Source organism: Citrobacter sp. Cs237 (genome assembly GCF_030332325.1).
GTDB classification, from domain to species: Bacteria; Pseudomonadota; Gammaproteobacteria; order Enterobacterales; family Enterobacteriaceae; genus Citrobacter_A; species Citrobacter_A sedlakii.
Window position 1 is genome coordinate 414,399 of record NZ_JAOWIB010000109.1, and the last position, 26,960, is coordinate 441,358.

At 53.1% G+C, this 26,960-nt stretch carries 25 protein-coding genes; 10 read left to right on the forward strand and 15 right to left on the reverse strand.

The genetic code is table 11. The features are described from left to right. Positions 1 to 6: 6 nt before the first annotated feature. A complete protein-coding gene (msrC, locus tag OGY07_RS22145; protein ID WP_042287822.1) occupies positions 7 to 504 on the reverse strand; it encodes a free L-methionine (R)-S-oxide reductase MsrC in 498 nt (165 codons plus the stop codon). 128 nt (positions 505 to 632) lie between these two features. Here msrC and yebS point away from each other — a divergent pair, with 128 nt between their 5' ends. The 5 genes from yebS (at position 633) to OGY07_RS22170 (ending at position 6,681) form a co-directional block, all read left to right on the forward strand. Continuing rightward, a complete protein-coding gene (yebS, locus tag OGY07_RS22150) occupies positions 633 to 1,916 on the forward strand; it encodes a membrane integrity lipid transport subunit YebS (RefSeq protein WP_042287824.1) in 1,284 nt (427 codons plus the stop codon). Then, positions 1,885 to 4,518 (forward strand): PqiB family protein, encoded by a 2,634-nt coding sequence (locus tag OGY07_RS22155; RefSeq protein ID WP_181821478.1) that lies wholly within the window; start codon positions 1,885 to 1,887, stop codon positions 4,516 to 4,518. Before yebS ends, OGY07_RS22155 begins: the two co-directional genes overlap by 32 nt. A 78-nt stretch (positions 4,519 to 4,596) precedes the next feature. Beyond that, the gene (gene rsmF, locus OGY07_RS22160; protein WP_286603190.1) at positions 4,597 to 6,045 is read left to right on the forward strand and encodes a 16S rRNA (cytosine(1407)-C(5))-methyltransferase RsmF; all 1,449 of its coding nucleotides are present in this window, start codon (positions 4,597 to 4,599) and stop codon (positions 6,043 to 6,045) included. Positions 6,046 to 6,150: 105 nt separating this feature from the next. After that, the gene (locus tag OGY07_RS22165) at positions 6,151 to 6,387 is read left to right on the forward strand and encodes a YebV family protein (protein ID WP_167333858.1); all 237 of its coding nucleotides are present in this window, start codon (positions 6,151 to 6,153) and stop codon (positions 6,385 to 6,387) included. A 102-nt stretch (positions 6,388 to 6,489) separates the two neighbouring features. Further along, entirely contained in the window at positions 6,490 to 6,681 is a 192-nt protein-coding gene (locus tag OGY07_RS22170) for a YdfD/YebW family protein (RefSeq protein WP_042287832.1), read from the forward strand. Between the two features lie 71 nt (positions 6,682 to 6,752). Here the strand turns inward: OGY07_RS22170 and OGY07_RS22175 are convergent, their stop codons facing one another. From OGY07_RS22175 to OGY07_RS22190, 4 genes are all read right to left on the reverse strand, one after another. Beyond that, positions 6,753 to 8,021, reverse strand: a complete 1,269-nt coding sequence (locus tag OGY07_RS22175) for a fimbrial protein (RefSeq protein ID WP_286603192.1) — start codon at positions 8,019 to 8,021, stop codon at positions 6,753 to 6,755. A gap of 37 nt (positions 8,022 to 8,058) precedes the next feature. Further along, positions 8,059 to 10,608, reverse strand: a complete 2,550-nt coding sequence (locus tag OGY07_RS22180; RefSeq protein ID WP_286603194.1) for a fimbria/pilus outer membrane usher protein — start codon at positions 10,606 to 10,608, stop codon at positions 8,059 to 8,061. Between the two features lie 42 nt (positions 10,609 to 10,650). After that, the gene (locus tag OGY07_RS22185; protein WP_229264050.1) at positions 10,651 to 11,352 is read right to left on the reverse strand and encodes a fimbrial biogenesis chaperone; all 702 of its coding nucleotides are present in this window, start codon (positions 11,350 to 11,352) and stop codon (positions 10,651 to 10,653) included. Positions 11,353 to 11,423: 71 nt separating this feature from the next. Then, positions 11,424 to 11,981 carry a fimbrial protein gene (locus tag OGY07_RS22190; RefSeq protein ID WP_082636783.1) on the reverse strand — a complete coding sequence of 186 codons (558 nt, stop codon included), beginning with the start codon at positions 11,979 to 11,981 and terminating at the stop codon, positions 11,424 to 11,426. A 1,001-nt stretch (positions 11,982 to 12,982) separates the two neighbouring features. Here OGY07_RS22190 and OGY07_RS22195 point away from each other — a divergent pair. Further along, on the forward strand, positions 12,983 to 13,636 hold the full coding sequence (locus OGY07_RS22195) for a helix-turn-helix transcriptional regulator (protein WP_060569590.1): 654 nt from the start codon (positions 12,983 to 12,985) through the stop codon (positions 13,634 to 13,636). Positions 13,637 to 14,086: 450 nt separating this feature from the next. Here OGY07_RS22195 and OGY07_RS22200 read toward each other — a convergent pair whose 3' ends face one another. From OGY07_RS22200 to yobA, 3 genes are read right to left on the reverse strand one after another with little or no spacing between them, the layout of a single operon-like run. Further along, on the reverse strand, positions 14,087 to 14,425 hold the full coding sequence (locus tag OGY07_RS22200; protein ID WP_042287842.1) for a YebY family protein: 339 nt from the start codon (positions 14,423 to 14,425) through the stop codon (positions 14,087 to 14,089). 16 nt (positions 14,426 to 14,441) lie between these two features. Further along, a complete protein-coding gene (copD, locus tag OGY07_RS22205; protein ID WP_286603204.1) occupies positions 14,442 to 15,314 on the reverse strand; it encodes a copper homeostasis membrane protein CopD in 873 nt (290 codons plus the stop codon). A gap of 2 nt (positions 15,315 to 15,316) precedes the next feature. After that, positions 15,317 to 15,679, reverse strand: a complete 363-nt coding sequence (yobA, locus tag OGY07_RS22210) for a CopC domain-containing protein YobA (RefSeq protein WP_286603206.1) — start codon at positions 15,677 to 15,679, stop codon at positions 15,317 to 15,319. Positions 15,680 to 15,816: 137 nt separating this feature from the next. Between yobA and OGY07_RS22215 the strand changes: the two genes are divergently transcribed. From OGY07_RS22215 to exoX, 3 genes are all read left to right on the forward strand, one after another. After that, the gene (locus OGY07_RS22215) at positions 15,817 to 16,047 is read left to right on the forward strand and encodes a DNA polymerase III subunit theta (RefSeq protein WP_042287849.1); all 231 of its coding nucleotides are present in this window, start codon (positions 15,817 to 15,819) and stop codon (positions 16,045 to 16,047) included. Positions 16,048 to 16,155: 108 nt separating this feature from the next. Then, on the forward strand, positions 16,156 to 16,812 hold the full coding sequence (locus OGY07_RS22220) for a carbon-nitrogen hydrolase family protein (protein WP_042287851.1): 657 nt from the start codon (positions 16,156 to 16,158) through the stop codon (positions 16,810 to 16,812). 23 nt (positions 16,813 to 16,835) lie between these two features. After that, positions 16,836 to 17,498, forward strand: coding sequence for an exodeoxyribonuclease X (gene exoX / locus OGY07_RS22225; protein ID WP_042287853.1), 663 nt, complete (start codon positions 16,836 to 16,838; stop codon positions 17,496 to 17,498). Here the strand turns inward: exoX and ptrB are convergent. The 4 genes from ptrB to yebG all read right to left on the reverse strand — a co-directional run bounded on the left by ptrB (position 17,495) and on the right by yebG (position 21,104). Next, the gene (gene ptrB, locus OGY07_RS22230; protein ID WP_286603210.1) at positions 17,495 to 19,555 is read right to left on the reverse strand and encodes an oligopeptidase B; all 2,061 of its coding nucleotides are present in this window, start codon (positions 19,553 to 19,555) and stop codon (positions 17,495 to 17,497) included. The two genes, exoX and ptrB, sit on opposite strands and share 4 nt — an antisense overlap. Before the next feature lie 83 nt (positions 19,556 to 19,638). After that, positions 19,639 to 20,304 (reverse strand): tellurite resistance TerB family protein, encoded by a 666-nt coding sequence (locus tag OGY07_RS22235; protein ID WP_042287858.1) that lies wholly within the window; start codon positions 20,302 to 20,304, stop codon positions 19,639 to 19,641. A 95-nt stretch (positions 20,305 to 20,399) separates the two neighbouring features. Continuing rightward, a complete protein-coding gene (gene yebF / locus OGY07_RS22240) occupies positions 20,400 to 20,750 on the reverse strand; it encodes a protein YebF (RefSeq protein WP_181821529.1) in 351 nt (116 codons plus the stop codon). A gap of 72 nt (positions 20,751 to 20,822) precedes the next feature. Continuing rightward, positions 20,823 to 21,104 (reverse strand): DNA damage-inducible protein YebG, encoded by a 282-nt coding sequence (gene yebG, locus OGY07_RS22245; RefSeq protein WP_042287862.1) that lies wholly within the window; start codon positions 21,102 to 21,104, stop codon positions 20,823 to 20,825. Positions 21,105 to 21,235: 131 nt separating this feature from the next. Between yebG and purT the strand changes: the two genes are divergently transcribed. After that, complete coding sequence (purT, locus tag OGY07_RS22250) at positions 21,236 to 22,414, forward strand: formate-dependent phosphoribosylglycinamide formyltransferase (RefSeq protein ID WP_286603217.1); 1,179 nt, start codon at positions 21,236 to 21,238, stop codon at positions 22,412 to 22,414. A 54-nt stretch (positions 22,415 to 22,468) separates the two neighbouring features. Here purT and kdgA read toward each other — a convergent pair whose 3' ends face one another. The 3 genes from kdgA to zwf form a co-directional block, all read right to left on the reverse strand. Then, positions 22,469 to 23,110, reverse strand: a complete 642-nt coding sequence (gene kdgA, locus OGY07_RS22255; protein WP_042287867.1) for a bifunctional 4-hydroxy-2-oxoglutarate aldolase/2-dehydro-3-deoxy-phosphogluconate aldolase — start codon at positions 23,108 to 23,110, stop codon at positions 22,469 to 22,471. 35 nt (positions 23,111 to 23,145) lie between these two features. Then, positions 23,146 to 24,957: a phosphogluconate dehydratase gene (gene edd, locus OGY07_RS22260; protein WP_042287869.1), complete on the reverse strand. Its 1,812-nt coding sequence runs from the start codon at positions 24,955 to 24,957 to the stop codon at positions 23,146 to 23,148. Between the two features lie 234 nt (positions 24,958 to 25,191). Then, entirely contained in the window at positions 25,192 to 26,667 is a 1,476-nt protein-coding gene (gene zwf, locus OGY07_RS22265) for a glucose-6-phosphate dehydrogenase (protein ID WP_060569584.1), read from the reverse strand. Between the last annotated feature and the right edge of the window lie 293 nt (positions 26,668 to 26,960).

The window sequence follows — 26,960 nt, forward strand, 5'->3', positions numbered from 1 at the left end:
CGTTGATTATCCTGCGACGCTCGCAAAGAATTTTTTGTAATCCGACGTTGCAAGCACGGTCTGGAGCTGTTCTACCAGCTCACGAAGTCCGGCTTCGTCCTCTTCAGTGAAACGTCCGAACACCGTACTGTCGATATCCAGCACGCCGATTTGCTGCGCGTTTACCGTAACCGGCAGCACGATTTCCGCATTGCTCGCGGCATCGCAGGCTATGTGTCCATCAAACGCGTGAACGTCTTCAATACGCTGAACCTGATTTTGCGCGATGGCGGTACCGCATACGCCGCGCCCCACCGGGATCCGCACGCAGGCGATTTTGCCCTGAAACGGGCCCAGCACCAACGTGTCGTTTTCCAGCAGGTAAAAACCCGCCCAGTTCACGTCCGCCAGACGTTCGTACAGCAGCGCGCTGGTATTCGCCAGCGTTGCCAAAAAACTGGTCTCCCCTGCCATCAATGCCTGAAAATCGCGGTTCAGATCCGCATACAGCTCGGTCTTGTTCATTATTTAATCACTTGGTTGTCTTACGCTTACTGCCGGACTATTAAAATAAGCATTAAATGCGTTATTGCTCAAGATCATTCCCGTCATGAGTTAATATTACATTAATCTAACACTTTGAATCGCGATACATGGCTCTCAAGACTCAACACATTACGCCAACCAAAAAAATAGCGATCTGGTCCATCAGCGAAGCTCTTCCCCGTGCACACTATCAGCGCTGCCCTCAGTGCGACCTGCTGTTTAGTCTGCCGAAAATGCGTTCTCACCAGAGCGCCTATTGCCCCCGCTGTCAGGCGAAAATACGCGACGGTCGCGACTGGTCGTTAACCCGTCTCGCGGCGATGGCGGTTACCATGATGCTGCTGATGCCCTTTGCCTGGGGCGAGCCGCTGCTGCACATCTATCTGCTCGGTATCCGCATTGACGCCAACGTTATGCAGGGGATCTGGCAGATGACCAAACAGGGCGATCCTGTCACCGCCGCGATGGTGTTCTTTTGCGTCGCCGGCGCGCCGCTGATCCTTGTCACCGCAATAGCCTATCTGTGGTTTGGCAATATCCTCGGCATGAACCTGCGCCCAGTCCTGCTGATGCTGGAAAGACTGAAAGAGTGGGTGATGCTGGACATTTACCTGGTCGGCATTGGCGTCGCGTCAATTAAGGTTCAGGATTACGCCTTCCTACAGCCGGGCGTCGGCCTTTTCGCTTTCGTGGCGTTAGTCATCCTGAGCATCCTGACGCTCTCGCACCTCAACGTCGAGCAACTGTGGGAGCGTTTTTATCCGCAGCGGCCAGCAAATCGACCGGACGAAAAGCTCCGCGTCTGCCTCGGCTGCCATTTTACCGGCTACCCGGATCGCCGGGGACGCTGCCCGCGCTGTCACATTCCGCTGCGCGAACGTCGAAACCAGAGCATACAAAAATGTTGGGCGGCGCTGCTGGCGTCAATTGTCTTTCTGCTGCCCGCGAACCTGTTGCCTATCTCGGTGATCTACGTCAACGGCGGGCGTCAGGAAGACACCATCATGTCCGGTATTATGTCGCTCGCCAGCAGCAATATCGCCGTTGCCGCCGTGGTCTTTATCGCCAGTATTCTGGTGCCCTTTACCAAAGTGATCGTCATGTTTACCCTGCTGCTCAGCATTCATTTCAAATGTGAGCAGGGGCTGCGGACGCGCATCCAATTGCTGCGGATGGTGACCTGGATCGGCCGTTGGTCGATGCTGGATCTGTTTGTCATTTCGTTAACCATGTCGCTCATTAACCGCGACCAGATTCTTGCTTTTACTATGGGACCGGCTGCGTTTTATTTCGGCGCAGCGGTAATTTTGACTATTCTTGCTGTTGAATGGCTGGACAGCCGCTTACTTTGGGATGCACATGAGTCAGGAAACGCCCGCTTCGCAGACTGAAGCGCAAATTAAAACAAAACGCCGTATCTCGCCTTTCTGGCTATTGCCGCTCATTGCTTTAATGATTGCGGGCTGGCTGATATGGAACAGCTACGAGGATCGTGGAAACACCGTTACCATCGACTTTCAGTCGGCGGACGGTATTGTGCCGGGGCGAACGCCCGTCCGTTATCAGGGCGTCGAAGTCGGTACTGTCCAGGATATCAGCCTGAGTAAAGACCTGCGCAAAATTGAAGTGCGGGTCAGCATTAAATCAGACATGAAGGATGCCCTGCGCGAAGAAACCCAGTTCTGGCTGGTCACGCCTAAAGCCTCGCTTGCTGGCGTCTCCGGGCTTGACGCGCTGGTCGGCGGCAACTATATCGGCATGATGCCCGGCAAAGGCGCCGAGAAGGATCACTTTGTCGCTCTCGACACCCAGCCGAAATATCGTCTTGATAATGGCGATTTAATGATTCATCTGCATGCTCCGGATCTCGGTTCGCTGAACAGCGGCTCACTGGTCTATTTCCGTAAGATCCCGGTCGGCAAAGTGTATGACTACAGCATCAATCCTAATAAACAGGGCGTCACTATCGACGTGCTGATCGAACGCCGATTCACCAACCTGGTGAAAAAAGGCAGTCGCTTCTGGAACGTGTCGGGCATCGACGCAGACGTCAGCCTGAGCGGGGCGAAAGTGAAGCTCGAAAGCCTGGCCGCACTGGTTAACGGCGCTATCGCCTTTGACTCGCCGGAGTCGTCAAAACCGGCGGAGCAAGAAGATTCGTTCGGGCTGTATGAAGATCTGGCCCACAGCCAGCGTGGCGTTATTGTGAAGCTGCAACTGCCGAGCGGCGAAGGGCTGAAGGCGGACTCCACCCCGCTGATGTATCAGGGGCTTGAGGTTGGCGAACTCACCAAACTGGTATTACAACCGGGTGGTAAAGTCACCGGCGAAATGACCGTCGATCCCAGCGTGGTCACATTATTGCGTGAGAATACCCGCATTGAACTGCGCAGTCCTAAACTCTCGCTTAGCGACGCCAATATTAGCTCGCTGCTGACGGGCAAAACCTTTGAGCTGGTACCCGGCGACGGCGAACCGCGTAGCGAGTTTGTGGTCGTTCCCGGCGAAGAAGCGCTTTTGCACGAGCCTGACGTTCTGACCCTGACTCTCACCGCGCCGGAAAGCTACGGCATTGACGCGGGGCAGCCGCTGATCCTGCATGGCGTTCAGGTCGGCCAGGTTATCGACCGCAAACTGACCCCCAAAGGCGTGACTTTTACCGTCGCCATCGATCCGCAACATCGCGATCTGGTGAAAGGCGACAGCAAATTTGTCGTCAATAGCCGGGTCGACGTCAAAGTCGGACTGGACGGCGTGGAGTTTCTCGGCGCCAGCGCCAGCGAATGGATCAACGGCGGTATTCGCATTCTGCCCGGTAATAAAGGCGAAATGAAATCCAGCTATCCGCTGTATGCCAATCTGGAAAAAGCGGTGGAAAATAGCCTCAGCGATCTGCCTACGACCACCCTGACGCTCAGCGCGGAAACGCTGCCTGACGTGCAGGCGGGTTCGGTCGTGCTGTATCGCAAATTTGAGGTGGGTGAAGTGATCACGGTGCGTCCGCGCGCCAACGCGTTTGATATCGACCTGCATATCAAACCGGAATACCGTAACCTGCTGACCAGCAACAGCGTGTTCTGGGCGGAAGGCGGCGCGAAAGTACAGCTCAACGGCAGCGGGTTGACCGTTCAGGCCTCTCCCCTGTCGCGGGCGCTGAAAGGCGCGATCAGCTTCGATAACCTGAGCGGCGCGAGCGCCAGCCAGCGTAAAGGCGACAAACGCATTCTGTACGCCTCGGAAACCGCCGCCCGCGCCGTTGGCGGCCAGATTACGCTTCACGCATTTGATGCCGGGAAGCTGGCTGCCGGCATGCCGATCCGCTACCTCGGGATTGATATCGGGCAAATCCAGACCCTGGAACTGATCACCGCCCGCAACGAAGTTCAGGCGAAAGCGGTGTTATACCCGGAATACGTGCAGACCTTTGCCCGCGCGGGCACCCGTTTCTCGGTGATCACCCCGCAAATCTCGGCGGCAGGCGTGGAGCATCTGGACACCATCCTGCAACCTTATATCAACGTGGAGCCGGGGCGCGGGAATCCTCGTCGCAACTTTGAACTTCAGGAAGCCACCATCACCGACTCTCGCTATCTCGACGGTTTAAGTATTGTGGTGGAAGCGCCGGAGGCCGGTTCGCTGGCTATCGGTACGCCGGTCCTGTTCCGCGGGATAGAGGTCGGAACGGTGACCGGCATGACGCTGGGTTCGCTGTCGGACCGCGTGATGATTGCCCTGCGCATCAGCCAACGTTATCAGCATCTGGTGCGCAATAATTCGGTCTTCTGGCTGGCCTCCGGCTACAGTCTGGACTTCGGCCTGACGGGCGGCGTCGTGAAAACCGGCACCTTTAATCAGTTCATTCGCGGCGGCATTGCCTTTGCTACCCCGCCAGGCATACCGCTGGCGCCGAAAGCGCAGGCAGGCAAACACTTCCTGTTGCAGGAAAGCGAACCGAAAGAGTGGCGCGAATGGGGAACGGCTCTGCCGCGCTAATACCATTGCTCCGGCGTGCTCGCGCCGGAGCCTTTATGCTACACTGCGCGCCTGTTTTACTGCCGCTGGTGCCGCTCCGTGACTCAACACGCTGTTTATTTTCCTGAAGCCTTTCTCACGCAAATGCGCGAGGCGATGCCCGCCTCCCTCTCTTTCGACGATTTTCTCGCCGCCTGCCAGCGTCCGCTGCGTCGCAGCATTCGCGTCAACACCCTGAAAATCACGGTCGCCGACTTCCTTACCCTGACCGCGCCTTACGGCTGGTCGCTTACGCCGGTGCCGTGGTGCGAGGAAGGATTCTGGATCGCGCGGGATGATGAAGACTCACTGCCGCTGGGCAGTACCGCAGAGCATCTGAGCGGGCTGTTTTACATTCAGGAAGCCAGTTCGATGCTGCCGGTCGCCGCGCTGTTTGCCGACGGGAATATGCCGGAACGCGTTATGGACGTTGCCGCCGCGCCAGGTTCAAAGACGACGCAAATCGCTGCGCGGATGGGGAACCGGGGAGCGATTCTGGCGAACGAATACGCCGCCAGCCGGGTAAAAGTGCTTCACGCTAACATCAGCCGCTGCGGGATCGGTAACGTGGCGCTCACCCACTTTGATGGCCGCGTATTCGGCGCGGCGCTGCCGGAAATGTTCGACGCCATTCTGCTTGATGCGCCCTGCTCAGGCGAAGGCGTCGTGCGTAAAGATCCCGATGCGCTGAAAAACTGGTCCGTTGAGAGCAATCATGCGATCGCCGCAACACAACGTGAACTGATCGACAGCGCGTTCCATGCGCTGCGCCCTGGCGGCACGCTGGTCTATTCAACCTGTACGCTGAACCGTGAAGAAAATGAAGCCGTCGTACACTGGCTGAAAGGACAGTATGGCGATGCCGTCGAATTTCTGCCGCTCGCCGACCTCTTTCCACAAGCAAAACAAGCGCTCACGGCAGAGGGTTTCCTGCATGTTTTCCCGCAGATTTATGATTGCGAAGGCTTCTTTGTGGCGCGTCTGCGCAAAACGGCGTCGCTCCCGCCATTGCCGGCCCCAACATACAAGGTAGGCAATTTTCCTTTTGCACCGGTAAAAGACCGCGACGCGACAAAGATTGTCCAGGCCGCGAACGCCCTCGGTCTGAAATGGGACAACGGTATGCGTCTGTGGCAACGCGATAAAGAGCTATGGCTTTTCCCGGCGGAGATCGAACCCGTGATCGGAAAAATCCGTTTCTCACGTCTGGGCATTAAGCTCGCTGAGACCCATAACAAGGGTTTCCGCTGGCAGCACGAAGCGGTGATTGCGCTTGCCGATGTCACCCATCGTACGGCCTTTGAACTTACCCCAGAGGAAGCCGAAGCGTGGTATCGCGGGCGTGATGTCTACCCACAGCACACGCCTGATACGGATGACGTTCTGGTCACTTTTCAGCATCAGCCGATTGGTCTGGCGAAACGCATCGGTTCGCGTTTGAAAAACAGCTATCCGCGCGAGCTGGTTCGCGACGGCAAATTGTTTACCGGTAACGCGCAAAAGAACTAATTTTGCGCATTTTTTGACTGGCGCTTTTGCCTGCGTTGACTACGCTGAAAAATGGGCGGCTAAACTGGTCGTACCACAAACAGTGAACCAACGGAGAGCACGATGATGAAAACCAGTGTGCGCATTGGCGCCTTTGAAATCGACGATGCCGAATTACACGGCGAGTCGCCGGGAGACCGAACGTTAACCATTCCGTGTAAATCCGACCCGGATTTATGTATGCAACTGGATGCCTGGGACGACGAAACCAGCATCCCTGCCATCCTCAACGGGGAACATTCGGTGCTGTTCCGCAACCATTACGATCAACAGTCTGATGCCTGGATCATGCGCCTTGCCTGATTCAAAAAGAACCCGTCGGCCTGGCGGGTTATTTACTTCCCCTTTCCCGCTTCCGTAAATTCCTCCTACACTATTGATACGGCTGTACAAATAGAGGATGGAATGTTCGCACTGGTTCTGTTTGTGTGTTATCTGGATGGCGGTTGTGACGATATCGTGGTGGATGTATACGATACTGAGCAACAATGCCTGTATTCGATGGACGATCAGCGGATTCGCCACGGCGGCTGCTTTCCGGTCGAAGATTTTATTGATGGATTCTGGATGCCCGCGCAGCAGTACAGCGACTTTTAGCCATGACAGCACTCGCCTGGCGGGAAGAAAGCTACGCAGCCGCCAGGGGCTGCGTATTAATGAACGATTGTTTACTCGTAGAAGATGGTAAATTCCACGGCTGCATTTGCCGTGCCGGCTTTTACTGGAAGCACAGTGCCGCCGGTAGCTTCGCGAAGGCGGGAATAGCGCGCACGCAGCGGAATTGTATAACTTGTCGCGTTACTGCCCAGGTAATACTGATTCAAAAAAGCCTTACCTCGCCAATCGAAACTGCTGGATGCTAACGCGCTTGTATGATTTGGCAGTATCGGATCCTCGATCTCAATACAGAGCCCCTCTGAACCATTCGGCTCAGGATCGGTTTTAACACAGGGTTGACCAATGTAGGTTACCCCCACTTCGTTAATCGGATCGAGGCGATAGGCGATGACGCTGGGATACCAGGGGTCCTCAACAAAGGTATTGCTGCTGCCTTCACCGGCCCAACTGCTGCTGGGACTCAAATAATTAAAAGCATTCTCATAGCGTCCGGCCATCACCGGGCAATTGATCAATTGAATGTTGAAATCTTTCCACGGCGAATACCAGTTAGATCGGTTCATCGCATCAGTTATCTCATACTCCCCTAACTGCACATGCACATCCGGTGTCTGACAACTGCCAGCAACGACATTAAGGTTACCGCTAATACGAATACGTTGACCCTTTACCTGAAAGTCCGCCGCCATATTTTGGCCGGGAAAAGCGTAAGTAATAATCGGGGGAATAGTGACAGGCAGCGTCCATGTCCCTGCAGGAATATCCCCCGTTTTGACCAGCACAAACATGATATAACCGGCACCTGGCGCGACAACGTTGGCGAAGGGCATGTCTAACGAGTTCGGCGACGAGATTTTTTCGACAGGAAGAGAACGGTTGACGGTATTGTCGCGCCAGACCAGTGAAAAACCGACACCAGGTGTTCCCGTTTCATAAATGTCAAACCCCTGATACTGACCGACGGTCGCCGGTCCGCCATTTTCAAATTCTAGTCTACCGTTTACGTAAAAAGTTTCATTGCTACCCGTACTTGATGTGCAATCACTGTATCCTAAGCCCACAGCGCCCGTGTTTATTATCCGCTGCGAAAATAACTCAGAGCCAAAAGGGAGATCGCGAAGGGCACTTACCGTGACGCGATCGGAAAGAATAGGAACGTTGAGTTCGACGTAATCCTGAGGAATGATTTCACTGTCGACATTATTTATTCTTGTCCCTGAACAGGTCACCAGGGCGTTTGCCGGATGGCTATACAGCATGGCGCAGCACAGAAAACCAGTGGCGCCAACATAGCGCCAAAAGGCGGGTTTGATTTGCATGACGTTTTTCCTTAAATCACATGGCCGGTTCACGGGGTCACTGCGACACACAGCGACCATTGATGGTCAGCATGCCGCGGCTGTCCGTTTTATCGCGAGACGGTAATTGGTAGTTGAGCAGGCACTGTTGATGCGCCGACTCTCCCCAGCGCACGTTCAGTTGACCACTCTGCTCTGCCAGGCGAGCAAAAATACGTCTTCCCTGACCCACAACGCCGACAGAATTTTGACTGCTGTCATAGACATCCGCGCCGAACGGTACTTTGCTGTTTTCGTCCAGGACAATCAGCACCGGTGTTCCCACTGTGGTGCCATACTGAAGCTTAACGACCGCGCCGCTGTATGGCGCCACTTTCTGGCTGGTCAGATTTAACTCAATGTCGTCGGGTAAGCCTTTCGGATCGAGGCTGACTTCGTTCATTTGCCAGGCGTTCAGATAAGGCACGACGGCATAGCCAAAACGATCGATGCTGACTCCCGGATAGCTGCTGACAGCCGCCCCTTTCGCCCCCTTCGCTTCGACCAGCGCCACGGTATCGGCGGTGTATGGCGACAGGGTTAGACCGCCGCTGTGCAGGACAGCCGTACCGTTCACGCCCAGTGAATAGTTGTGGTAGTTTTTGCCTGCCCCTGCTGCGGTCTGTAGCGTGGTGTACGGGGTGCGCAACGAACTGTTAAAGGCCGCGCTGCGGGTTCCGCCTTTATTGGCGTTGGCGGCACTGACGCTGTAGCTGAAGGCATTGTTGTCCAGCGCCGTCCCGCTTACCCCAATCTGTTCGCGCATGCGCCCATCGTTGTCGCGGTTGAGGTTGACGGACATCTGGCTAAACGGACTACCGCTTGAGAAAGGAATACTCAGGCTAAGCATATAACGGGTCTCATAGTCACCCTCGCCATTGCGGTTACGGCTGGCGCTCAGGCTATAGTTAACCCGGCCGATGTGATTGTTATAGCCAAGCTGATACTGGCGATCCTGCCCATGCTGTTTCCAGTAATTCTGTTGGTAAATACTGGCATAAAAATTCCCCCAACCATCAGGAAGTCGCTGGTTAGCCGTGATCCCCAGACGGCTCTTGGGACGATAAACCTCGAGCCGGCTATCACAATGATTCAGCGCCTCTCGCAGTTGCATCGCCGTCATAAAGTTCATGTAGCCTTCGGTAGAAAACCGGTAGGCCGCCACGCTGATATTGCTGCCGGTTTGTACAATAGAATGGCTGTATTTCAGCTGATAGCTTTCCCCGGACATCGTTTTGCCAAAGCGGTCATACTCTTTCGGTAATGTGCTCCTGGCATGGGTCACATCGAATGAAAAGGCGCCAACATGGGTCCCCATGGCCAACCCCACTTGCCCGGCTTTGTAGTCCTCGTTTCCCTGAATACCGGTATACGCGGTGAATCGATTGGACAGCCCCCGACGCCAGGTGAACTCGGCGAGAAAAGGTTCATCCTCGACCCAGCCTTTACGCAACGTACCGAGGGTAGCGCTGTAGTGCGTGATGCCAGGGCGCAAGAGATTACTGGTGGAGGCAAACGGCACGAGCTGACGCTGTACTGAACCGTCGGCTTCTTCCACAATGACTTCAAGTTCACCACCGTAACCCGTGGAAAAGAGATCGTTAATTTCGAACGCGCCAGGCGCAACCGTCGTCTCGTACAACAAACGGTTCTGCTGCATCACTTTTACCCTGGCGTTGGTTCTGGCAATACCGGTAATTAACGGCGCATAGCCACGCTGGGAATTAGGCAGCATCTGCTCCGCGTTCGCGAGTTGAATACCGCGAAACGCCAGGGTATCAAACTGTTCGCCCGTGGTGTGGGCATCGCCCAGCGTTAATTTACTGCTTATCTCTGGAATATGACGCTGCACGTAGGTATCCAGGGCCTGGTAATGACGGCCAAAGTCTTCCTGCCAGCTCAGACTGCCGTTATGGCGAAAATGCCAGCCTAACAGGTTAAAACCGCTGTTAATCCCGGCATAAATCGCATCGCTTTCGTTATGCGAGGTTACGTTGCGGTAAAAGTTCGCATTGTAGTTCAGAATACCGGCGGTGATCCCCTGATCCCATAATGCCGGGTTAACGTAACCACGCGGGCGCTTAATTAAGTAGATATCGGCAATCGCGAGACTAAGCGTTTGTTCACCGGTATCCAGCTCGAACGATGCTTCGGGCAGGATCTGATTTATCGGCAAACAGTCATTATCCTCCGCGCGGTTGAGGAGCTTAAGCGATTCCCTTGAGAGTTTCTCGGTATTAAATTCAAGATTGATAAATGTTTTTTTCGACAGACATATGTCACCGTCGACATTCTGACCTGATCCATTTGATACCTGCAGGTCATACTGCCCCATGGCAACGTCGTTGATAATCACTTCAACGTTATATTTCCCGGGGATCGGGACACCTTTCTGAAAACGAGCGATATCAATACGGTTTTTGCTATCAGGACTAATAAAATTGGTATTGAATTCAACGAAAGAAGTATCAGCCGCACAGGCAACAGAAAAACAGGCGGTAGCAATGGCAATCGCAAGAGGACAAAGCGTCATTGTGCCGGTGATGGTTAAATTAAGGTTCCGTTCCATGATATCTTCCTGTAACTGCACTTTATAATTTTGTATTCGGCATTACTTTTTTTCAGTTTCAATAAGACGCATAGCGCCATAGTCGTTAATGATGAAGGGATAGTAATTACCCGCAGCACGGCTGAGCTGAAAGGTTTTTACCTCGCCAGGCGCCAGCATCCCGCCGTTGCCAATACTGACTTTCCCGTCACGATCCTCAGAAAAGTAAGCGACATTAATAAAATATGGGGTGGGATTATTGGCGGTTACCGTCGTGCCCTGACGCGTCCATTTCACCTGCTGCTGGGCATCACTGGCGGTCATCGCCAGCCCGGACGGTCGATAAAAAAGCTTCAGACGAGAACGAAAAGCCATTTGCAGCATGCTTTTATCCTCGGCGTTTTTCACCTTTGCCGGGATTTCCAGTACATTGAGATAGAAGATAGACTCTTTATCTTTTGGCAAGGTCTCGCCGGTATAACGTATCCGCAATGACTGCCCTTTTCCGGGATCGACGCGGTTAATAGGAGGCGTCAACGTAAAGGGAGCCCTGGCATTATCCGGACGGGAATGACGATCGCCGGAATCTATCCACGACTGGATTAATACCGGTGATTTGCCATTATTGGTCATCTTGATGGAAACTTCTTTATCCTTTTCTGGATACACGACGCGAGTGCCGGCAATAATAACCGCACTGTTTGCGGAAAAGACCACAAGCGTGGAAAACAAGGCAAAGATAAGGGGCAGTAATTTCATTTTCATCGCTCAAGTCCTTTTTTCAGGCGAGCATTACGCTCGCCTGCAGTCATAATGAAAATATCTTTCCGTTATGATTATTCGTAATCGATACTGAAGTTAACCTGGCTTTTCACTGTTCCAGGCGTTGTCGCGCCCATTGCGTAATAACGCACGGTGTAAGGCAGGCTGGCTGCGCCGCTGCTCATATCAATGCGTGAAGTAGTAGTTGTCTGGTTAGTGTGGCCCACCTGCAGCGGCAGGTCTGTCAGTTTGTCAACCAACTGCAGCTGAACATTGGTCGCGCCATCAGGCACACTTTCGTCAGTGTTCAGCAAGTTAAAGGTAGTCGTGTCAACCGTAGAACCGTTTTCGAAGAATGCCGCCGCCGTTGATGTGCTGGTGACGCCCGTGCAGTTAGCAAGCTGGATATTAAAACCGGTATCCGCCGTTGTCTGACCTTCAGTCTGCAGCAGAGAGGTGCTGACTTCCGGCAGAACGACTGTTGCAGGTGAAGCCTGGCCGTCAACGGTGATATCACAGGTAGTGCCGGTCAGTTTACCTTCAAAATAAATCGTACCATCAGCGGCCTGTGCCTGCGTGCCAAATCCTCCAGCAATTAAAGCGGCAGCCAGAAACGTTTTTTTGATGCTCATTGTACAAACTCCATGTATATTAAAATATTCACGCGGAATAAATTGCAGTAGCACGAGTATTAAACCACTTCTATTAATACCCTTTTCTTTGCGAAGGATGATATAAGCCCAGACCACATATCACAGCGGCTGAACGTAGATGTACCCTAAGTTTTATTAGGCCTTCGACAAATAAATACTAAAGCAGCGAATTATCTCAGTAAAGGTCGATTAAGACTTTAGCTTAAAAATAGGACAAAATTCTTTATTTTGAATTTAAATAAAAATGCAGATTAAGAAATTAGTCTGACAATCAATTTCGAACGCGTTGAACGATAAATCATTGAAAATGATTTATCTGCACACATTCTAATTGCCAGACAGAACACAACACCGCAAAAAAATTAAGAAAAAAATCCTAATATGCCTATTGATGACATGGTCCAGGTACTTTTCTACGTACGAGGAATTTGACCAGGCACGTTTCCGTTTACTGTCAATAAAAAAGAAACCTATCCCACCCGACAATGTTAACAAAATGATATCAAAAAGTAATGTGGTAGATAATTTTTCACAAATGATGCTTTCAAAAGAAAGTAAATCCACCGTATTGGTGTTTTTGCATACAATTTTAACCCGTTTATGGCACATACAGGCATGAAAAACGCGCATAAAATAAGAGTTTTCTTAATGCAGACACAGTCAGTAGATTCAGTGATAGTTAATAAAAGATAATTAATCTACGTAATAGTAATAGACTTGTTAAAAGACGAACATAAAATTCCCATTGAATTCATATAATTATACGTAATAGAAATTGGCAGTGTAAATATTTTTCTTTTCGCGTAAAAGTCGAAAAGCTAGTCGCCGCATTGCATTGAACTGTAAATACCCAGAAATCGTTATCTTTTTATGCCAGGATTTTTCCCGCAAAAACAAACATTGATTCTCTATACGTGGTGATTAATCATGCGAATGGAGAAAAGGTAATAAAAGGATATGGCCCCGTTATGGAGAGTAAAATGGGTAAGAAATTGAGCCCTGTCGCTGAACGCTTATGTCATGAGTCAACAATTACTGTTATTACGACTGACCGCTACTTCTTTATGGCGATAAAGCATATCATCCATTCAATGCTGCCAGAGATCCTGAGCGAAAAAGGAGTGCTTTATAACGTCGTACATTGTGAGAGTGTATTTCACATGAACTTTCAGGATATGATTCAAAATGAAGACAGACTGCTTATCGCAGATTACGATGTGCGGCTGATCGGCAATTCCCAGGTGCTTAACTTAATTCAGGGAATGAAAATTTTCGGTTCGATGATGCTTGTTATCCATAAGGAATTGCCTATTGCCGAGGTTGACTGTTGCTTAGCTAAAGGCGCGCCAGTGGCAGAGATCAAAAAAAATTTGCGAGACTTTATTTTGCAAAAACGCGCGCCCCAAAATATCAACATCACCAGCAATCAGCTATTGTCGCGTTTCACCCGACGCGAGCATCAGATCATTCGTATGATTCTGAAAGGTAAACGGGTTGAGAGCATCGCGAAAGCCCTTAACGTAAGCCCTAAAACCATATATGCGCATCGTTCGCGCATCTATCAGAAAGTCGGTGTACGTAACCTGCAGGGACTTTTTCACAATGGAGGCTTGCTCACTTCGCAACACAAGTGAGTTCGGCCGTTGACGCCCCACTCCACGACAACTCTGCTTCCAGCGTCGCCGACTGGACGTGATAGAAGCACTGATTTTTCGTAAAAGAAATGTTAAACCGTTTTTTGCTGTGGTATAACAAAACTGACCGTAACGCCAGCTTACTGGTGATGACGGGCCTGCCTTTCACGCGATATCGCCTAAAGGCAGATAAAAAGAGACCGAATACGATTCCTGTATTCGGTCCAGGGAAATGGCTCTTGGGAGAGAGCCGTGCGCTAAAAGTTGGCATTAATGCAGGCTAAGTCGCCTTGCCTTATAAGAATAGATGACGACGCCAGGTTTTCCAGTCCATGGCGAAAGTGGTTGGAAAAAACAGGCATCCGTCATGTGCTAAAAAGCAAAAACCGCAAGCGCGTTTCGACGATACTTGCGGTTTTTTATTGGAAATCAGAAAGATATTTTTGGTAATTAGCAGAGTTTTTCGGCGCGTTCGATAAAGGGCGTAAGACTCATTTTTTCCCCTGGCTTTGCCGGATCGTCTATTTGAATAACGTGAATAGGCTGAGCGTTGGTTTTTCCGCTGGCCACCTGCTGCTGCGCCACATCATTAAGCGGATACTGGACCAGCGTACTCGGATTGATCACATACAGCGCGTTTCCCGGTCGACATGTCAGCATCACTTCCTCCCGATTGAACGCCCACTTATCTTTGCCCACTTCAAAACGGCTAACAGTAATGACCTGCGGTGCCGCCAGCGCCGCGCCGGAGCTAACCAACAGCAGCAAAGAAAGAATCATTTTTTTCATGAATTTTGCCTGTCCTTCAGAACGGTTCCAGAGTCGCGAACAGACTGACAATCGCCAGAACCGCCGCTCCCATACCCCATTCAATTTTTGTCATCCAGATAAAATACTGATTGATACGGCAATGTCCCAGCCGCATCCGTGGTACGAGAACATACCGATTCAGCAACGCGATTGCCACCATTAGCACCACAAGTGCACATTTTAACAAAAGCAACTGGTCCCAGCCGCTTCGCCAGGGGAGGGAGAATCCCTGAATAAATACGACATTCGCGATCCCGGTGATCAACACGCCCGCCACGGCGAGATGACCATATTGCGAGAAACGCATCATGGCGGCGATGGCCTGCTGACGCCAACGGCCTTTTGCCAGGCGCATACAGTAGAGGACTGGCATCAGACCGCCAAACCAGGCCGCAGCACAGAGCAAATGCAGCGCGTGATTGCTCCGCTGTAGCGCGCCTGAAATGCCTGTATGCAGCGTGGCATGGCCGACGCCCGCCAGCAATGCAAACTGGGCAAACGCTAAAATCAGCAGCAGTCGCGGTAAATTTCGCGGAACGAGAAGCGCTGCCACCAGCGTCACAAGGGCGAGAATAATTTGCCATAGCCAGACGCCGCCGAACTGGGTTAGCAGAACCGCGCGCCAGATTGACACAGAGAATACATCCTGCCACCCGGAGCCCATCAAACCGCCCTGCACTGCCAGCATCAGCGCCGCAGTCAGAAAACTCGCGCCAGCAGCGTACTGTTGCAGACGTAAAAACCGGCAATTCATCAGACGACGAAGCGCCACCGGCGCCAGCCACGCACCGTAAAGCGCGCTGCCAAATATCAGCATCAGCGCGGTAAAATGAATGAAACGAAGCGTGACCCAGGTGAGCGACAGCATACTTATTTCACGCTAAACGTGTACTGCCCTTTGGTTTTATGGCCATCAACGGACACAACGTGCCAGTTAACCGTATACGTCCCCGGCGGCAGTGCGTCATCAAGGGGCACAATCAGTTGCGTTTTATCCTGTTCGTTGCGCCTGGCGGGCCGTGTTTTGATAGCCTCCTGCTTTGGACCGGTAATTGTCACACCGCTGAAACCTTGCTCAATCCCTTCAGAAAAGTTAAGGGTGAGCGCCTGCGGCGCGGCGGTTACATTGGCATCGGCAGCCGGATACTGATGCGTCAGATGCGCATGCGACCAGACTACGGGCGTCGTCAGCATGGCGGTCAGAAACAGGAGCGTACGTGCAGGAGTGACCATATCAACTATTCCTTTTTGTTATGTCTTATCTTCAGAGGATAACCCTCTATAATGTTTGAGTCGAGACGCATCAATTGCGACTTGCCATCGCGTCGGTCTCTTAGTAACTTTTGCGCGCAATACCTAAGGAGAAGACCATGCAAAAAAATCTCGCTCAGCTTGAACAAGCTGAAATGGATAAAGTGAATGTCGATCTGGCGGCCGCTGGCGTGGCGTTTAAAGAACGCTATAACATGCCCGTCGTCGCCGAGGTTGTGGAGCGCGAACAGCCAGAGCATCTGCGCGACTGGTTCCGCGAGCGTCTTATCGCCCACCGCCTGACGTCTGTGACGTTGTCACGTTTACCGTATGAGCCAAAAGTAAAATAACGTTTTGCTTTAAAGTTACATATCCTTACATATTGCCTGCTACAGTATAAGTCTATTCTTAATCTATCATTTAAGAACGATTGTAGACACTATGAAAAGGAAGTCATTATGTCGAACTGGAAAATCGCTGCCGCGCAGTATGAACCCCTAAAAACACCTGTCCGCGAGCGCGTTGCACAGCATCTCGCCTTTATCGAAGCGGCGGCCCAACAACACTGCAATTTGCTGGTCTTTCCATCCCTTTCATTGTCCGGCTGCGCTGACGACCGAAAGGCGTTACCTGCGCCGCCGGATGCCAGTCTGCTCCAACCGTTGTCCTGGGCTGCAGCGCATCATCGTATGACAATCATTGCCGGCCTTCCCGTGGAGCATAATGAGCGCTTTGTCAAAGGCATGGCCGTTTTTGCGCCGTGGATGACCGCGCCGCGTACCTATCATCACAGTCTTGGCGCTTGCCTTGGCAACGATCTTAAAACGATACGCGTGGTGGATGATCAACCGGAAGGCATGGATCTGGACCCGGCGTTTTCACTGTTCACCACCAGCCAGAGCGTCGGCGAGCCAGAATTACTCTCCTCAACGTCACGGTTGCAAAACTTTTCTCATAAATTTTCGATTGCCGTACTGATGGCCAATGCGCGTGGCAACAGCGCATTATGGGATGAAAGTGGTCGACTTATCGTTCGCGCTGACCGCGGTCCGCTGTTATTAACGGGACAGCGCACCCCACGGGGTTGGCAAGGTGATATCATTCCATTACGCTAGTCGTTTTCGGTCAGGAGTGTTACATGCTACGCATCATCGATACAGAAACCTGTGGCTTACAGGGCGGGATTGTCGAGATCGCCTCTGTCGACGTAATCGATGGTCAGATCGTCAACCCGATGAGCCACCTGGTGCGTCCTGACCGCCCTATTTCCCCTCAGGCGATGGCGATCCACCGTATTACCGAAGCGATGGTGGCCGATAAACCCTGGATTGAAGAGATTATTCCGCACTATTACGGAAGCGAGTGGTACGTTGCGCATAACGCCAGCTTCGACCGGCGCGTGCTCCCGGATATGCCGGGTGAGTGGATTTGCACCATGAAGCTGTCGCGTCGGCTGTGGCCCGGCATCAAATACAGCAATATGGCGCTGTATAAATCCCGTAAGCTGAACGTGCAAACACCGGCCGGCCTGCACCACCACCGCGCATTATACGATTGCTATATTACGGCGGCCTTGCTAATCGATATCATGAACAGTTCAGGCTGGACGCCAGAGCAGATGGTCGAGATTACCGGACGTCCGGCGCTGCTCACCACCTTCACCTTTGGCAAATACCGCGGTAAACCGGTGTCTGAGATCGCAGAGCGCGATCCGGGCTATCTGCGCTGGCTGTTTAATAATCTCGACAGCATGAGCCCGGAGCTGCGCTTAACATTAAAGCACTATCTGGAAAACGCTTAATGCTCGCCTTGCCCCGGTAACGTCCCCTGGGCCAGGCCAATCAGAAAAGCGAATTCCAGCGCTACGCCTTCATACGATTTAAAGCGACCTGACTTCCCGCCGTGTCCCGAATCCATGTCAGTGCAAAGCAGCAATAAGCGATCGTCGGTTTTCAACTCGCGCAGTTTTGCCACCCATTTCGCCGGCTCCCAGTATTGCACCTGCGAGTCATGTAACCCGGTCGTGACCAGCATGTGAGGGTAAGCCTGTGCGGTGACGTTATCGTAAGGGCTGTAGCTTTTCATATACGCGTAATACTGAGGATCTTTCGGGTTTCCCCACTCCTCAAATTCCCCGGTCGTCAGCGGGATCGACTCATCCAGCATCGTCGTGACCACATCAACAAAAGGCACCTGGGCAATCACACCATGAAAAAGCTCGGGACGTTCGTTAATGGCAACCCCCATCAGCATACCACCGGCGCTGCCGCCCATAGCGTAACAGAGCGAAGGCGAGCCAAAACCCAACGCGAGCAGCGCGTCGCACGCATCAAGATAATCATTGAACGTATTGCGCTTCTTAAGAAATTTACCGTCTTCGTACCACTGCTGTCCCAACTCACCGCCGCCTCGCACATGGACAATGGCATAGACGAAGCCGCGATCCAGCAGGCTTAAGCGGCTACTGCTGAAATCGGCATCCATACAGGAGCCATACGACCCGTAGCCGTAGACCAGCAGCGGATTTTGCCCCTTACGAAAATACTTTTGGTTGTAGACCAACGATACCGGCACTTCGACGCCGTCGCGCGCGGTTATCCACACGTGCTCGCTTCGGTAGTTTGCGGCGTCGAAACCGGGCACTTCCGTTTGCTTAATCACCCGACGCTCACCGGTGTCCATGTCCAGTTCAAACAGTGTGTCGGGCGTGGTCATGGAAGAGTAGCCGTAACGCAGCCGTGAGGTTTCCGGCTCCGGGTTATAAACAAGCCAGGTGACATAAGCCGGATCATCAAAGGCGATGCCTATGACTTCTCGCGTTTTACGGTTAATTTGCCGCAGGCTGGTCAGTCCGCGCTGCCGCTCTTCCACAACCAGCCAGTCAGTAAACAGGGTAAAGCCTTCCAGCATGATAGCGTCCCGCGGCGGGATCAGCGTTTCCCATTTTTTTTCGTCACGAACGCGAGTGCGATACAAACCGAAGTTTTTGCCGTCACGGTTCGAACGCAGGTAGAACTTGTGCTGGTAATGATCAAGGCTGTACTCGTGATCTTTACGACGCGGCAAAAAGACGAACGGTTCAGCGTCGGCCAACTCGGCATCCAGCAGCCGCACTTCGCTGGTCGTCGCGCTACCAAGATGGATCACAATGTAATGCTGCGAGGTTGTTTTATGCAGGCTGACGTAAAACGTATCGTCTTTTTCTTCGTAGATCAGTTCGTCGTGATTCGACGGCGTGCCAACGGTATGGCGCCAGACCTGGTAAGGCAACAGCGTTGTGGCATGCTTGCGCACATAATAGAAGGTCAGAGAATCATTCGCCCAGACAAACTCGGGGGCGACGTTATCGAGCATTTCCGGATACCAGTTGCCGCTGTCAAGATTACGGAAACGAATCCCGTACTGACGGCGGGACAGGTAATCTTCCGCTATCGCCATAATCGAGTTGTCAGGAGTAATAGCCAGCCCGCCAAGGGTGTAAAACTCGCTATGCGCCGCCCGTTTGTTGCCGTCAAGTAGCGTGACCCATTCATCCCATTCTTCACTGAGCGCCGACTGACGCTGATAAATGGCGTACTCGCAGCCCGGTTCGTAAATATGGCGATAGCGATAACCGTTCTTCACATAAGGCGCGGAGACTTCGCGCGGGGGAATGCGATCGATAATTTCTTTCAGTACGCGGTCCTGCAATGCCTGCTGGGTGGACATGACCTGATGCCCGTAGGCGTTTTCCTGGCGCAGGTAGTCAAGGACTTCCGGCTGCGAGCGGCTATCGTCCCGCAGCCAGTAATAATTATCGATGCGTGTATCGCCATGGACCGTCATGGCGTAGGGAATACGATTGGCTTTCGGCAGCATGTCACTGTTCTTTCGTGATTATACATCCTCTAAGGGTGGCAAAACTCACGAATGATGCAAGCGAAACATGCTGCATTCAGCGGTTAGCCGGGTAACGCCAGCTTTTGCTGTTTGAGATCCTGTTCAATACCTTCGCGGACATCCTGCGGGATTTTCAACGCATCGCCCAGCGCGTTAAGGTAGCTGCGCTCCATAAAGTGATCAATATCAATGGCCGCACAGCTCAGGAAGTAAACCTCAAGCGCTTCTTCTTCGTTGCGAACGCCCTCGGCCAGACGCTGCGGATCGAGCGGTTGCTCAATAGCCTTCTCGATGAACACGCGCCCCTGCTCTTCCACGCCCGCTTCACGCAACTGCTGCTCGATAGCGGCGCGCTCTTTCGCATCAATATGACCATCGCTTTTTGCAGCGAAAACCAGCGCCAGGATCAAACGCTCGGTGCGCACATCCAGCGGCGAACTCTGCGCGCCAAATTGCGGCTCGTCCTGATGGGCGGCACGCACTCTGTCTTTGTACTTGTTCCATAATACTGTGCCAGCAATCGCGCCACCGCCCGCGAGCAGCGCGCCAGTGCCATATTTGCTGAGTAATTTACGGGAAGATTTATTTGCGACCAGTAAACCTGCCAGGCCACCCAGCGCGCCGGGAACCAACAGTTTACTTAATCCTTGCTGACCGGAAGAGGAAGACGACGAAGACGCTCCGCTCTGTCCAAGCAAAGATTGTAATTGATTTAGCCAGTTAGCCATTTTTGCCCCTCAAGTACTGACAATGAATCTTCAAATCGTACCCGAGGGGATGTCAGGAAATGTATTTTCCTGCAAAAGATGCGCAAATTATGACGTTACTGCGGCTGATACTCCGCCTTGCCGGCTTTGCAATCGACGCTGACGTTATAGTGTATATCCGCGCTTTTGCCGCGTACGGTCAGCGGCACCTGCCATTTTCCATCCTGGCCGGTAATTTCTTTCGGGTTAACCCAGGCAACAGGATCGGCCTGACCAACATGCTTTTGATCGTCAGGCCAGCGCGCAATACGATTTTGTTGATAATCGCGCTTAACGCTCGCCGCAATGCCCGCGGCATCCAGCCCTTCACACTGAGGAAATTTGACCGTTTTGCTGTCTGTACTGGCTGCATACGCCGATGCGCTGGCAACCAGCAGCAGGCTCAGCAGCGCGCCCGTTTTGTTCATGTTTTTCTCCATAGCCCATTGCGTTGACTCAGAAAAAAGCATGGTACAAAACGGCAGGAGCGCAAGTCAGACTCAGGCGGCCTGGGTGTCGTCTTCCGCGGACTCAACCACCTGCGGCGATGGCAATTTGCCGGTTCTGAGAATAGTGCTCAGGACATCTTTCTGTTCTGCCAGCCACAGGGAAAGCGCTTCACGCTGTTCGTCTTCCAGCGCTAACGGCGACTGTTCAAGCCAGGTGTCAAGCAGATCCGCCGTGTCCAGCATCTTGTCATACGCATCGGCTTCCTTTTTGCTGGTAAATGACATTTTTTCCTCACCTTCACGAATGACTACGTATTTAACTTCAACCGCCATTTTGCAGCCTCTCAATATTACTGTATTTATATACAGTATATTCCATTTGCGGCCTGAAATCAACCTGGTAATAAAGACAGACGCAAACGTTTTCGTATATACTGCGGCCAATTTTATCGGGGGATATTTGTATGACGTTATTAGGTACAGCGCTGCGTCCGGCAGCCACTCGGGTGATGTTGTTAGGTTCCGGCGAGCTGGGTAAAGAAGTGGCGATAGAGTGCCAGCGCCTCGGCATTGAGGTTATCGCGGTCGATCGTTATGGCGACGCGCCAGCGATGCATGTCGCGCACCGTTCTCACGTCATCAATATGCTGGACGGGAACGCCCTGCGACGTGTGGTTGAACAGGAGAAACCGCATTTTATCGTACCGGAAATCGAAGCTATCGCCACTGACATGCTGGTACAACTGGAGCAGGAGGGTCTGAACGTTGTCCCCTGCGCCCGCGCGACACAACTGACGATGAACCGTGAAGGTATTCGCCGCCTGGCGGCGGAGGCGCTGGCGCTGCCCACGTCCCCTTTCCGTTTTGCCGACAGCGAAGCCAGCTTTCGTGAGGCCGTCAGCGAAATTGGCTATCCCTGCATTGTGAAACCGGTAATGAGCTCCTCCGGCAAAGGACAAAGTTTTATCCGTTCCGAAGAACAACTGGCCCAGGCCTGGGCGTATGCGCAGCAAGGCGGTCGCGCGGGGGCCGGGCGAGTGATAGTGGAAGGCGTGGTGAATTTCGACTTCGAAATTACCCTGTTGACCGTTAGCGCCGTCGACGGCGTGCATTTCTGCGCGCCGGTGGGCCATCGTCAGGAAGATGGCGACTACCGTGAATCCTGGCAGCCGCAGCAGATGAGCGCGCTGGCCCTCGAACGCGCCCAGGAGATTGCACGTAAAGTGGTGCTGGCATTAGGCGGCCACGGGCTGTTTGGCGTTGAGCTGTTTGTCTGCGGCGATGAGGTCATTTTTAGCGAAGTTTCCCCTCGTCCACACGACACCGGAATGGTGACACTGATTTCGCAGGATCTATCCGAGTTTGCCCTTCACGTACGCGCCTTTCTCGGTCTGCCGGTGGGCGCTATCCGCCAGTACGGGCCGTCAGCTTCAGCGGTGATTTTACCGTCATTGTCCAGCCAGAACGTCACGTTTGACCAGGTGCAGAATGCGGTTGGCGCAGGCTTGCAGATACGCTTATTCGGTAAGCCGGAAATCGATGGAACCCGTCGTCTGGGGGTCGTCCTGGCGACAGGAGAAAACGTTGACGCGGCAGTGATGAGCGCAAAAGACGCGGCCCGTCAGGTGATTGTCAAAGGTTGAATCGCCATCAGGCCTACAGCCGCGCGTAGGCCTGATAAACGACATAACCGCTAATTACTGCTTCGCGCCTTCTACTGCTTCGCGCGCCAGGCGGGTAATACGGTCGTAGTCACCCGCTTCCAGCGCATCGTTCGGCACCAGCCAGGAACCGCCGATACACAGCACGCTTTTCAGCGCCAGGTAATCACGGTAGTTGGCCGGAGAAATGCCGCCGGTCGGGCAGAAACGTACCTGTGAGAACGGACCCGCAATCGCCTGCAGCGCTTTGGTGCCGCCGTTGGCTTCCGCCGGGAAGAATTTAAACTCTTTCAGGCCGTAGTCCATTCCCAGCATCAGTTCAGAAACCGTGCTGATCCCCGGAATAAGCGGGATCGTACCTTCCGTTGCCGCTTTCAGTAACGGCTCGGTCAGACCCGGGCTGATGGCGAACTGCGCGCCGGCAGCAGTGACGTCCGCCAGTTGCTGCGGGTTGAGTACGGTACCCGCGCCGACAATGGCTTCCGGCACCTCTTTGGCGATAGCGCGGATAGCATCCATCGCACAGGCGGTACGTAACGTGACTTCCAGTACGCGCACACCACCGGCAACTAACGCTTTTGCCATCGGCACAGCGTGTTCCAGTTTATTCACCACGATCACCGGGACAACCGGGCCGGTGGTCAGGATTGCTTCTGCACTTGTTTTCCAGTTTTTCATCAGAGTTTTTCTCTCGCCTGATTACAAAATGAGTCTTAAAAAGTGATACAGGTTGCGCCCTGCTCCGCGCCGGAAAGTTTTTCACGCAGCGCGCTAAACATCTCACGACCGGTACCGATACGCGAAGCGCTCAGATCCGGAATGTGAGGCTGGCGGGCGGCAAGTTCCGCGTCATCAACCAGCAGCGTTAATTCCCCTGTCTGTCCGTTCACCCGAATAAGGTCGCCATCGCGCACTTTCGCCAGCAGGCCGCCGTCGTAGGCTTCCGGGGTAACATGGATGGCTGAAGGCACTTTACCTGAAGCACCCGAAAGCCGTCCATCGGTAACTAACGCAATTTTGAAACAGCGGTCCAATAATACACCAAGTGGCGGCATGAGTTTATGTAATTCTGGCATTCCGTTCGCCTTTGGTCCCTGATGACGGACAACCACGACGCAATCTTTGTCCAGCAGACCTGCTTCAAAGGCCGGTAAAACGTCATGTTGGCTTTCGAAGACCACGGCGGGGGCTTCGATAATCTGATTCTCAACCGGCACCGCAGACGTTTTCATGACTGCGCGACCCAGATTCCCGCTCAGTACCTTCGTTCCACCGTGATGGGAAAACGGTTGATCAAAAGCGGCAATGACATTGTTGTCCAGTGATTTCTGTGCGCCATCACGCCAGTCAAGCTCACCGTTATTCAGCCACGGTTCCAGGGTGTAGCGCTTCAGACCGAAACCCGCCACGGTATTGACGTCTTCATGCAGCAGGCCCGCATTTAGCAGTTCGCGCATCAGCACCGGTACGCCACCCGCCGCCTGGAAGTGGTTAATGTCTGCCGGACCGTTCGGGTACAGGCGCGCCATCAGCGGCACGACGTCCGACAGATCCGAGAAGTCATCCCAGTTAATCTGAATGCCTGCCGCACGCGCCATTGCCACCAGGTGCATTGTGTGGTTGGTGGAACCTCCGGTTGCCAGCAGCGCGACAATCCCGTTGACCACCACTTTTTCATCGATCATTTTACCGATCGGCATCCAGTCGTTGCCGTTACCGGTCAGACGCGTCACCTGACGCGCCGCCGCCACGGTCAGCGCTTCACGCAGCGGCGCATCCGGATGCACAAAAGAGGATCCCGGCAGCTGCATGCCCATAAATTCCACCACCATCTGGTTGGTGTTGGCCGTTCCGTAGAAGGTACAGGTGCCTGGCGCATGGTAAGAGGCCGCTTCCGACTCCAGCAGCGCCATCCGATCCACTTTCCCTTCAGCGTACAGCTGACGAATACGCACCTTTTCTTTATTCGCTAAACCACTGGCCATCGGGCCTGATGGGATAAAGATTGACGGCAGGTGACCAAACGACAGCGCAGCCATCACCAGGCCCGGCACAATTTTGTCGCACACGCCGAGGAACAGCGCACCGTCAAACATGTTGTGCGACAGTCCAACCGCCGCCGACATCGCGATCACTTCACGGCTCAGCAGGGAAAGTTCCATACCGTCCTGCCCCTGCGTTACGCCATCACACATTGCCGGAACGCCGCCCGCCACCTGTCCGACCGCATTCGCCGAGTGCAGCGCTTTACGAATAATATCCGGATAGTGTTCATAAGGCTGATGCGCCGAGAGCATGTCGTTGTATGAGGTGATGATCGCGATATTGTTACGCAACATGCTTTTCAGGGAGGCTTTATCTTCCGGCTGGCAGGCGGCAAAGCCATGCGCCAGGTTGCCGCACGCCAGCTGCGAGCGGTGAACGGTTGAAGATTTGGCCTGCTCAATACGAGCAAGGTAGGCAGAACGGGTCTCGCGAGAACGTTCAATAATGCGCTGTGTTACGCGTAACAAATTCGGATTCATAACGGCTCCTGAAATTTATTTGTCAGAGCGACCGGTTTAGCAACATTCATCAATGGGTCCCGGGACCCGGAAAACGCTGGCAAGCAGTAGCTCAGGGGCAAAATCGTTTCAGGCAGTGTAATAAAAAAAGCCCCGCGGGTGAATCCACGCGAGGCTTAAAAGTGCAAAAATTGTTCTACAATCTGTGTTAGATCATGTTACCGGTAAAATAACACCTTAGTAGCAGGGACGCTTTTACTCGAATTCATTCCAGGAACGCCCGTCGCGGGTGATCATCGCCACCGAGGCGACAGGTCCCCAGGTCCCGGCCTGATACGGTTTCGGCGCGTCATTGTCCATTGCCCATGCTTCGGTAATTGAGTCCACCCACTTCCATGCTTCTTCCACTTCGTCGCGACGCACGAACAGCGCCTGAATGCCGCGCATGGTTTCCAGCAGCAACCGCTCGTAAGCATCCGCCAGATGCGTCTGATTGAAGGTTTCGGAGTAGCTCAGATCGAGCTTGGTAATTTGCAGGTTGTGCTTGTGATCGAGGCCCGGCACCTTGTTCAATACCTGAATATCCACCCCTTCATCCGGCTGCAGACGGATGGTCAGTTTGTTCTGCGGCAGATCCTGCCATGACTCTTTGAACAGGTTGAGTTCAGGCGTCTTGAAGTACACCACCACCTCGGAGCATTTGGTCGGCAAACGCTTGCCGGTACGCAAGTAGAACGGCACGCCCGCCCAGCGCCAGTTGTCGATGTCCACGCGAATCGCCACAAACGTTTCAGTGTTACTGCTCTTGTTCGCGCCTTCTTCTTCCAGATAACCCGGTACTTTTTTACCCTGGGCAAAGCCGGTGGTGTACTGGCCGCGGACCGTTTTTTCACGCACGTTGGAACGATCAATGCGACGCAGCGACTTTAACACCTTCACTTTTTCGTCACGAATACTGTCTGCGGTGAGATCGGACGGCGGAGACATCGCAATCATGCACAGGATTTGCAACAGATGGTTCTGGATCATATCGCGCATCTGGCCTGCCTGGTCAAAGTAGCCCCAGCGGCCTTCGATCCCCACTTCCTCGGCAACGGTAATTTCCACATGATCAATCGTGCGGTTATCCCAGTTGTTGACGAACAGCGAGTTGGCAAAACGCAACGCCAGCAGGTTTAAAACCGTCTCTTTCCCCAGATAGTGGTCAATACGGTAAACCTGGCACTCTTCAAAATACTCGCCAACCTGATCGTTGATCTCGCGCGATGTCGCCAGCGATGTTCCCAGCGGTTTTTCCATCACCACGCGCGCCGGTTTGGCATTCAGTTTGGCTTCGCCCAGACCTTTGCAAATCGCGCCAAAGGTGCTTGGCGGCATAGCGAAGTAGTTAATGGTGGTACGGTTTTTCTGGTCCAGCATGTCGCCCAGACGGGTAAACGCCGCGGTGTCATTGACGTCCAGATTGCAAAAATCCAGACGACCGCTCAGGGTATCCCATAAACTTTCGTCGATCTTCTCTTTCATGAAGGTTTCAAGGGCTTCACGAACAACCCGGGTATAGGCCTCTTTATCCCAGTCCGCGCGCCCTACCCCGATAATGCGGGTCTCCGGGTTGATCTGACCGGCTTTTTCCAACTGATACAGGGAAGGCAGCAATTTACGACGCGCAAGGTCGCCTTTCGCGCCGAAAATGACCAGGTCACAGGCCTGGGCTGTTTGCGTTACCGCCATGTCATTCTCCTTAGTTAGCTATCCTGGTGCGTTGCCAGGCATTACTTGTAATTTTATTACAGTGCACTGTACTGCTTTTACGTGAATCCTGAAACCGTAAACGGTTAACCACCCGTGCGGTTGGCGATCGTCGCGCCGTTTTGTTGTTGAGTGGCGCGATCGTGTAAAAAGGGGTGTCGTTTTTGTAAGCATGACATCAGGACAAAATAAGATGCTGATCATGTTATGAAAAAAAACAACAACTATACTGACCATTTTCCCCCCTTCATGGGCCAGCAGGGGTACTATCTACC